The organism is Succinivibrio sp. (genome assembly GCF_045124615.1).
Taxonomy (GTDB): domain Bacteria; phylum Pseudomonadota; class Gammaproteobacteria; order Enterobacterales; family Succinivibrionaceae; genus Succinivibrio; species Succinivibrio faecicola.
The window spans coordinates 1-9215 of the sequence record NZ_JBGVMC010000369.1; the positions used below are offsets into that span (position 1 = coordinate 1).

The window sequence follows — 9215 nt, forward strand, 5'->3', positions numbered from 1 at the left end:
TATTTTCTGAAAGCACAGTATTAACAGTGATGTTGTTCACACCAGTAAAGATGCTGTTTTTTGCAACCTTAAGACATCCTGTAAGAACAATCTTTTCTATTGGATATTCTGTGTTCTTGTTATTAGGTGTGATTTTCATGAAATCAAAGAACTGGCTTATAAGAGTTACCATCTCATCGTGATAACCTTTCTCTGATGCCTTTGCTAAAGGTACATCATACTCATCGATTAAAAGTATGACTTTCTTGCCATAATGCTTGTACAGAAAATTTGATAAAGTATTTAATGCACCTGTCAGAATGAACTTGTAATCAGGATTTAGCAGATTTACCTGATCTCGCAGTATTGATAAAACTTTTTTGTCTTCGCTGGAGAGTTTTGAACTATCTTTCAATATACTGAAGTTACCACATAGCTCTGCAACAAGTTCAATAAGCTTTCCATAAGCCTCTTTAAATGTTTCTCCATAAACTTTTTTAAGAGAAATAAAAATAACAGGGAACTGCCCCATGTATTTATCTGTAAATTCTTTATCTTTTAAAATCTCGAGACCTTCAAAGATTTTTTCTTTAAACTCTCTGTTATCACTGCCATCTTTGCCAATAGTTAAAAATGTGGCAAACATATCCATTAAAAGAGTTTTACCAAAGCGTCTTGGTCTTGTGAAAAGGATCACTGGGGAGAGATTGGTAAAGACTTTTTTTAAATAAGATGTCTTATCAACATAATAACCACCATTCTGAACGATATAAGCAAAATCCTCATTTCCGATAGGCAGTTGTTTAAAGCATTTATCACTCATAGTCTTTATCCGTATTTTTGTTTACTTGCTTTATTTTAGCTCAAAAGCACTTAGTTTCAAAACCAAAATTAAATCGAATTAATAGCATTTTCTTAACATACAACATAACATTCTTAACAATTCTTATCTATACTGTAAAAAGAAATGTATTTGATAATAAAGGAATTTTATGAGTGTAGTTGATGTATGGCCAGTTGGTTCAATGGCACTTTTAACAAAAAATGAAGCTGATGCCATTTCTCTATCAGGAAAAGGTGAGCTTTATGAACTATACAGAAACTGTTCACTTGCAGTTTTAAATTCAGGTAATATCACTGATAATTCAGCCGATCTGCTTGAAAACTCAAAAGATTTTGAAATTAACATCATTAGAAATGAAAGAGGTTTAAAGCTAGAGCTAGTAAATCCACCTGAAAGTGCAATTGTTGATGGAATTGTAATAAAAAAATTAAGAAATCATCTTTATTCTGTTTTAAGAGATATTATTCAGTTAACAAACCTCTCTTCTTTACTTAACGCTTCAGTTAAAGATAAGTTTGATAATGAATCAGATTATATTACTCATCTTATTTTTATCATTTTAAGAAATGCACAGGTTTTAAAAGCAGGTGCAAAACCTAATATTGCAGTGTGCTGGGGTGGACATTCTATCAGCGAAGAAGAATATGACTATGCCTACAAAGTAGGTTTTGAAATGGGACTTCGCTATATCGATATCTGCACAGGATGCGGACCTGGAGTAATGGAAGCACCTATGAAAGGATCACTGCAGGGATATTCACAGCAATGCTCTCAGGAAAAATGCAGACTTATTGGCCTTACAGAGCCATCTATTATTGCAGCTGAACCTCCAAATACAATGGTTGACGATCTTATTATTCTTCCTGACATTGAAAAGAGACTTGAAGCATTTGTGCGTCTTGGTCATACTCTTATTATCTTCCCAGGCGGACCTGGTACAGCTGAAGAGCTTTTGTATATTCTTTCAATAAAGTTACATCCAGAGAATAAACACAATTTCATACCTTTAATTCTCACTGGTAACAAACAAAGTGAAGAATATTTCAAAGCACTTGAAGATTTTCTTATCACATGTTTTGGTAAGGAAATTACAAGATACTACGATCTGATTATTGACGATCCTGTAGCAGTTGCAAACAAAGTTAAAAAGAACAATGAATCAGTATTTGATCACAGAACCATTACACATGATTCATACTGTTTTAACTGGACAATGAAAATTCCTTATGAGCTTCAGATTGCAAATACAGTAACTCATGAATTTATGTCGTCATTAAATCTTACAAAAGAACAGGAAGACTGGAAACTTGCTGCAAACTTAAGAAGCGCATTTTCTGGAATTGTTGCAGGTAATGTTAAAGATTATGGAATTCAGGCAGTCAAGAAGAACGGACCTTTTGTTCTTCATGGTGATAAGATGATTATCGATGAGCTTGGAAAACTGCTTGAGAATTTCATAAAGCAGCATCGTATTTTACTGTCACAAAAAGAATACAAGCCTTGCTATACCTTTGAATAGCTTATCTTAATACTCCATCGCAGCTTGTGCCTATAAGGGCACAGGTTGCATCAAACACGTCGTTAAAGTTGTTCGTAAAATTACTCATAAATGCATTTAATGAGAAGATAAGAACGAACATGCCTACAACCATTGAAACAGCAAATCCAAGTGAGAAGACGTTTAACTGAGGTGCAGCCTTTGTCATAACACCCAATGTAAAATTTACAACCAGCATTGTACATACTGCAGTTAATGCCATGGCAAGACCTGCTGTAAACATTGAGCCAAAGAAAAATAAAAATTCGTTTAGCCCCTGAGCTGGAAGAAAACTTCCTATTGGTAAAACTTCAAAGCTTAATAAAAGAAGCCTAAAGAAAATAAGATGACCGTTAACACTGAAAAATACCAGTGTACAAAGAACTGTAAAAAACTGACCTACTACAGCTGTATTTGTACCTGATACAGGATCGATAAGGGATGCAAAACCTAAACCTGTCTGCATTGCAATAGTCTGACCTGCAACAATAAAAGCCTGAGAAATTAGCAAAGTTGCAAGACCCATACAGAGTCCTATCAGGACTTCTTTTATGGTTGTAAGAATACCTGGAGCTGAAAACGGGGCTGCATCTGCAGGAAGATTTGGAATTGATGGAAGAAAACAGACTGTAACTGCTAAAGATAAAAGAGCCCTTGTCATCATAGGAAAGGAATTTCCAGAGATAACCATCATAGTTGCTAAAAAAGCACTTATTCTGCAAAGTGGCCACACTATCTGGGCTACTGCAGCTAAAGTTACAGGCTCAAGAAAATTCATCAGCTGATAACCTGAGGTATCATATCAATAATGGATCTGAAAAATGACATTAGCTTTTCAAGACCCCAGTGAGATCCGAACATCAGAGCACCAACAGTCACAAGCAATCTTGGCAGAAATGATAAAGTCTGCTCATTGATGGATGTTGCAGCCTGGAAAATAGATACACAAAGACCAACCACCAGTGATGGAATGATACTTGCACTAACCAGTATCGCAACTAAACCTAAAGCCTGACGGACGATATCAACAAAAATCTCTGGTTCCATGTACTACCCTCCGGCCGTCCCCAGACCGAAACTTGACATGAGAGTTCCCATGATAAGTGACCAGCCGTCAACTAATACAAACAGCATAAGCTTAAAGGGGAGCGACACTAACATAGGCGAGAGCATCATCATACCCATAGCCATAAGGATTGATGCCACAACAAGGTCAATGATTAAGAATGGTAAAAACAGCATAAAGCCAATCTGGAATGCAGTCTTAAGTTCACTTACCACAAAAGCAGGAATAAGTACTCTCATAGGTACATCTTCAAGCTTATCGATTTTTATATTGGCAAATTCACTAAATGCACTCAGATCGGACATTCTTGTCTGATTTATCATAAACTTATGAATTGGTTTCTGACCTATCTGTAAAGCCTCTCTTGCCTGTATTTTCTCCTGCATATAAGGCTCTATTGCCTGTGTATAGATATCATCAAAAACAGGTGTCATGACAAAAAGTGTCAGGAAAAGAGAGATACCGACTAAAACCTGATTAGAAGGTGCAGTCTGAAGACCTATGGCCTGTCTTAAAATTGATAGAACAATGACGATTCTTGTAAAAGATGTCATCATCACAAGGATTGATGGCAGAAAAGACAGAAGCGTCATCAGGATAACAACCTGTAGTGACAGTGAGTAATCCTGAGTTCCATCAGGATTTGTCTTTACTGTAAAGGCAGATATATCAAGAGTGTTTTCAGCATAGGCACTTTGAGAAAAGCAAAGTATTGCTCCGAAGAAAACTGTAAGACAAAGACTTACAAAGAAAGTCTTCTTTAATGAAGCTAACCTTTTGATGATGGCTTTTGTATTGCCCATATAGTTTTCATTACTTAGTATCATCGCTACTCTCTTGAGGCTTATCGTTTTGCAAAGCAGATCCTTTTAAAAGAGTCTCAAAATCAGACTTATTTGCATCAAGATCTGTAAGATAATTTATCTGATTGACTGTAACGCCTAAAAGCACTTTTCTTCCATAGGCATTTACTACCATAATCTTTTGTTTTGGGCCTAAAAAAAGCTGATTTTCAATTCTGAGTTCCCCTGTATTAACTCGACCAAAACGTGTCTTTTTCAGAAGATAAGCTAAAATCATGATAATAAAAAGGATTACAAAGGTAGATGTAATCCATGAAACGATATTAGCCGATGAAACAAGACCCCTGTTAGTTGCAGTTTCATCAGCATATACAGAAGATGAAAGAAGCATTAGAACAATGCTTATAATTTTTCCCATAATTACTGAAGCTTCTTGATTCTTTCAACCTGAGAGATAACGTCTGTTAAACGGATACCGAACTTGTCGTTAACAACAACCACTTCACCATGAGCGATAAGAGTACCGTTTACAAGAACATCTAATGGTTCACCTGCTAATCTTTCAAGCTCAATTACAGAACCCTGGTTTAACTGCAATAAATTTCTGATAGAAATCTTTGCATGACCAACTTCCATAGTAATGGTTACAGGAATATCAAGAATTGAATCAAGTTTTTTTCTTTCTTCAACAGATAAAGGAGCCTTTGCAGAAGAACTGTCCTCATCGAACTGCTCTACAGCAACACCTTCAACCTGACCTGCCTCTTCCTGAGCGCCTAAGGCTGCTGCCCACTCGTCTGCTAATTTCTGATCATCTGACATAATACTACCTGCTAATCATCATCAAATTCTTCAACGTCATCATCATCCGCAACAGAAATATTATTGCCTTTAATGAAGCTTAAATCATTCTTAACACTCTTAGGTCTCTCTAGGACCTCAGAGATTTTAATTGCCATCTTATCTTTTACCTGACCTAGCTTTGCATGGTAGCTTGGCAGATCTTCAATATATACTAAAAGATTTGGCGGAATCTCAACATTTAAAACATCACCGACCTTAAAGTCCATGATATCTCTTAGTGACACAAGAGTATCTAAAAGCTTTACTCTCATATCAACATTTACATCCATAACCTCTTCACGAAGAGCCTTGTTCCAGCGAACATCAGTATCACCTTTATCTGACTGAACACCGGCATCTAAAAGTTCTCTGATAGGCTCAATCATTGAATATGGGAAGCAGATATGCAAATCACCGCCGCCACCGTCAAGATCGATATGGAACTGGTTTACAACTAAAACTTCTGATGGGCTAACAATGTTTGCCATTGATGGGTTAACTTCAGAGTCTAAGTACTCAAACTCAACGTCCATTACAGGAGCCCATGCGTCCTTGTAATCGGCAAACACCATCTTTAAAAGTTTCTGAATAATACGTCTTTCAGTTGGTGTGAATTCACGACCTTCAATCTTGGTTCTGAATCGACCTTCACCACCAAAGAAGTTTTCCACCATGATGAATACGAGTTTTGATTCAAGGGTAATAAGTGCAGTACCCTTCAATGGTCTGAAACGGACCATGTTCAAAGAGGTAGGCACATACAGTCCCTGTACATACTCACCAAATTTCATCATATTAACGCCAGTCCAGGTAACTTCAGCAGAATGTCTCATCATGTTGAAAAGACTGATACGCATATGTCTTGCAAATCGTTCGTCAACAAGCTCAAGTGTTGGCATACGACCACGGACAATACGTTCCTGAGAGCCAAAGTCAAAGGATTTAATACCCGTGGAGTCCTGGGGAACCTCTGGCTCTACATCATCTGCACCGTGCAGAAGGGCGTCAATTTCATCCTGTGTTAAATATTCTGTCACAGATTAAGCTCCATTACTGTAAAACAAAGCTTGTAAACAGTACCTGCTCTACGACAGGTGCTTTTGCAACCTCAGTCATACGGGCACGTACCGCATCTAGTAATTCTCTTTTCAGTCTGTTTCGTCCTGTAGGAAGAAGCAATGATTCATAAGTCTGAGCTGAAAGCTTATCAAATACAACTGAATTTAGAAGTACAAGATGCTTTTTTGCCAAAGCTTCGTTTTCTTCACCGACAACCACTAAAACAGCCTCTAACTGACCATTGTGGGTTCGGCGCTCTCCCTTAACAGTATAGGTAAAAGGAGCTCCTAAAGGAACATAGATCTCCTTTTGAAGCAAACGCTGTTCAAGCTCCTCTTTTGCCTTCTGAGCAGCAATTTCCTCTGGAGTTGGACCTTCGTTTTTGTCGTTTATGAATTTATCATAAACTAAAAGACCTCCAGCAGATACACCTAACAGTAGTAAAACTATCAGAATAAGCATCAGAAGTTTTTTCTTTTTGCCAGGCTTTTCTTCTTCTAGATCATCGTCTTTATTGTTTGCTGCCATAGGACTCTCCTTAGTTTTCTTTTATTATGGCATATTGCATCAAATAATTATTTGATTTTTTATGCAAATTTGCTCATAAAGTCTATATTTTGTGAGTTAATTAGACTTTCAAAGCTGAGATTATCATCAACGAACTCGATATTTTCGCCATTGTCAGCTAAATTGTGCTCTTTTTTGTGATCTTCAGAATTTTTTTCTGACTGCCCCTGCTGATGACCTGACTGCTCCTGCTCGCTGTACTCTTCAACTTTAGGATCAGCCTTGATGTCATTTGCCATCAGTCTTTCTTTAAGATCAGATAATCCCTGCTCTACTAACTGCTTGGTTGCCTGGTTGCTTGCACTGATTGATACAGATGCAACCTCATCAGATTTTGTCATATCAATGCTTATTTTGAGCTTACCCATACCTTCAGGTGATAACTGGATATTAACGCTCTTTAGGTTTTTTGCAGCCATCTTCATAACGGATTCTGTTATCTGCTGAGCATTTTGCTTTAGATTAGATGACATCAGAAGTGTTGAGAATGATGATTGAGTACTCTGAGTAGTTGCACTCTTTGCATTCATCTCCTTAATAAATGCGCTTGCAGATGTCTGATTCTGATTACCACCAAGTGATGAACCACTATCCTTTGATGAAGATCCGTTACTGCCTTTTAATGAATCAGCATTCTTCTGATCACGAAGGACAATTGTGTTTTTAACAGCATCTCTACTGTTAGCAGTATTTTCATCAGGATTTACAAACTCATCTGATGCTAAAGACTCTTCACTTACATCTGTCTCTGAATCACTTCCCTTTACAGCTGCTTTTAATATATCAAGAGACTTTTTAAACTCGCTAGCTTCATTTTCCTCAGGGAGAAGCTCTTCTTTCTCGATGTTGTGTGAATTCTCTTCAAGCTCCATTGAAGCTATAATTGAATCTTCTATAGCCTCAAAGGTCTTTGCACCAAACTCATCGTCATTGATACTCTGTGCTGTATCTATTTTATCCACTACCTCAACAGATTCAGCATTAAGTTCAGCTAACATTGATGCTATTTGTGTCTTTAGAGTCTTATCTGATGAAGATAGATCCTTTATTGCCAGTTTCTTTACGTTGTCAGCAATATTATTGGCTGTTTCCTCTTCAGTTTCTTCATCAGTCTGCTCTTCGTCAACCTCATCTTCTTCCTTAATCTTTAAAGTTGACTTTAAAAAGATATCAGTTAAAGATTCTGCATTAGGATCAGATATTTCATCTGGGTTTATGTTTTCTGCGTTTTTTAAAGCCTCTAAAGCTTCAATATCTTCATCTGTAATAGGTCTTGATTCTGCCTGCACATCTGCATATGTATTTGGTGTTTCAAGCAGTTTATAGTTGTTTATTATCTGCCCCTGTACTGCCTGATTATTCTCTTGATCAGTAATAGCATCGTTGTTTACCTCATCTTCACAAATTATTTTTGCTTGTTCTTTTATTTCTTTACATTCATCAGATTCATTAAAATTTTTGAATGGATCAGATTTGTTCTTATTTAAAACATCCTGATCCAACTTCTCATATCGAGATGAAGTCTCAGAAGAACTACTCTTTCTTGCAATATTTCCTTGCTTGAAAGTTACTGTGTTTTCTTTTTTTATTACAGAAAGATCTTTTTTATTCTCACCATAAAGACTCTGAGTATTTCTATCAGTACGAGTAGCTTTGTTTTGCTGCTTTACAGGAGAAGCATTTATTGAGTCACTAGTCTTGGCTAGATTGAAAAGATATGAAAAATCCATACCTGATGATCTGTCAGTATTTCTATCACTGGCAGAAGTGGCAAGATTTAACAATTTTTCATTCTGCGTAGAGGCAATTATTTGCATACCACATTCCTCTTTATTTCGCTTCAGATAGTAAATTTTTATTTATTATCAGTATTTTATCCACTTAAAGATAAACTCAAAGTTTATCCTAAGTTTTTATTATGCAAATGTGGTGCCAATTTATAAGGTGGGTTGTTTTAATTCATAAAAATGGAATCTAAGAAGTGAAAAAATAATACTACAGTTTGTTGATTACATCGAATAACCATTAGATATGAAATTTATTTTCTTGTCATTGCTTGGGAACAGCGTAAGTTAGAACAAATAAAAGATGTTGGCAGTGGTAGAGATTATAAACATCTGTCTGAAGGAGATATTCCTGTCTATGGAACAGGTGGATATATGCTTAGCGTTAATGAAGCTTTGTCATGGAAAGAAGACGCTATTGGTATAGGAAGAAAAGGAACAATTGATAAACCATATATTCTACGAGCTCCATTTTGGACCGTTGACACCTTGTTTTATGCCATTCCAAAGAAAGAACAAGACTTAGATTTTCTCTATTGTATATTTCAAAATATCGACTGGAAAAAGAAAGATGAGTCAACAGGAGTTCCAAGTTTATCAAAAACTGTAATCAATAAAACATACTGTATGACTCCAAATTATGATGAGCAGAAAAAGATAGGATGTTTTTTCTCAAAAATCGACAACATTATTACCCTTCAGCAGCGTAAGTATATTTTCCAAATAACATAAA

General features: G+C 36.3%; 11 protein-coding genes. 2 read left to right on the forward strand and 9 right to left on the reverse strand.

The features are described 5' to 3' along the window. The coding region (locus ACJML3_RS09795; RefSeq protein WP_406022791.1) for an AAA family ATPase at positions 1 to 802 on the reverse strand (802 nt) is incomplete at its 3' end. A 169-nt stretch (positions 803 to 971) separates the two neighbouring features. Between ACJML3_RS09795 and ppnN the strand changes: the two genes are divergently transcribed. Next, on the forward strand, positions 972 to 2342 hold the full coding sequence (gene ppnN, locus ACJML3_RS09800; RefSeq protein ID WP_406022793.1) for a nucleotide 5'-monophosphate nucleosidase PpnN: 1371 nt from the start codon (positions 972 to 974) through the stop codon (positions 2340 to 2342). Position 2343: 1 nt separating this feature from the next. On the opposite strand, the gene fliR is transcribed toward ppnN, so the two are convergent. Genes fliR through ACJML3_RS09840 form a run of 8 tightly spaced genes read right to left on the reverse strand, consistent with a single transcriptional unit; the run spans position 2344 to position 8515 of the window. Further along, positions 2344 to 3138, reverse strand: a complete 795-nt coding sequence (fliR, locus tag ACJML3_RS09805) for a flagellar biosynthetic protein FliR (protein ID WP_406022795.1) — start codon at positions 3136 to 3138, stop codon at positions 2344 to 2346. Further along, a complete protein-coding gene (gene fliQ, locus ACJML3_RS09810; protein ID WP_406022797.1) occupies positions 3138 to 3407 on the reverse strand; it encodes a flagellar biosynthesis protein FliQ in 270 nt (89 codons plus the stop codon). The genes fliR and fliQ overlap by 1 nt, the downstream gene beginning before the upstream one ends. A gap of 3 nt (positions 3408 to 3410) precedes the next feature. Continuing rightward, the gene (gene fliP / locus ACJML3_RS09815) at positions 3411 to 4253 is read right to left on the reverse strand and encodes a flagellar type III secretion system pore protein FliP (protein WP_406022799.1); all 843 of its coding nucleotides are present in this window, start codon (positions 4251 to 4253) and stop codon (positions 3411 to 3413) included. Beyond that, entirely contained in the window at positions 4240 to 4647 is a 408-nt protein-coding gene (locus ACJML3_RS09820) for a FliO/MopB family protein (RefSeq protein ID WP_406022801.1), read from the reverse strand. Before ACJML3_RS09820 ends, fliP begins: the two co-directional genes overlap by 14 nt. A gap of 2 nt (positions 4648 to 4649) precedes the next feature. Next, complete coding sequence (gene fliN / locus ACJML3_RS09825) at positions 4650 to 5051, reverse strand: flagellar motor switch protein FliN (RefSeq protein ID WP_406022803.1); 402 nt, start codon at positions 5049 to 5051, stop codon at positions 4650 to 4652. An 11-nt stretch (positions 5052 to 5062) separates the two neighbouring features. Further along, the gene (gene fliM, locus ACJML3_RS09830) at positions 5063 to 6109 is read right to left on the reverse strand and encodes a flagellar motor switch protein FliM (protein ID WP_406022805.1); all 1047 of its coding nucleotides are present in this window, start codon (positions 6107 to 6109) and stop codon (positions 5063 to 5065) included. 13 nt (positions 6110 to 6122) lie between these two features. Next, positions 6123 to 6659: a flagellar basal body-associated FliL family protein gene (locus ACJML3_RS09835; RefSeq protein WP_406022807.1), complete on the reverse strand. Its 537-nt coding sequence runs from the start codon at positions 6657 to 6659 to the stop codon at positions 6123 to 6125. 59 nt (positions 6660 to 6718) lie between these two features. Then, entirely contained in the window at positions 6719 to 8515 is a 1797-nt protein-coding gene (locus ACJML3_RS09840; protein WP_406022809.1) for a flagellar hook-length control protein FliK, read from the reverse strand. 234 nt (positions 8516 to 8749) lie between these two features. Between ACJML3_RS09840 and ACJML3_RS09845 the strand changes: the two genes are divergently transcribed. Then, the gene (locus tag ACJML3_RS09845) at positions 8750 to 9214 is read left to right on the forward strand and encodes a restriction endonuclease subunit S (protein WP_406022811.1); all 465 of its coding nucleotides are present in this window, start codon (positions 8750 to 8752) and stop codon (positions 9212 to 9214) included. Position 9215: the final 1 nt, after the last annotated feature.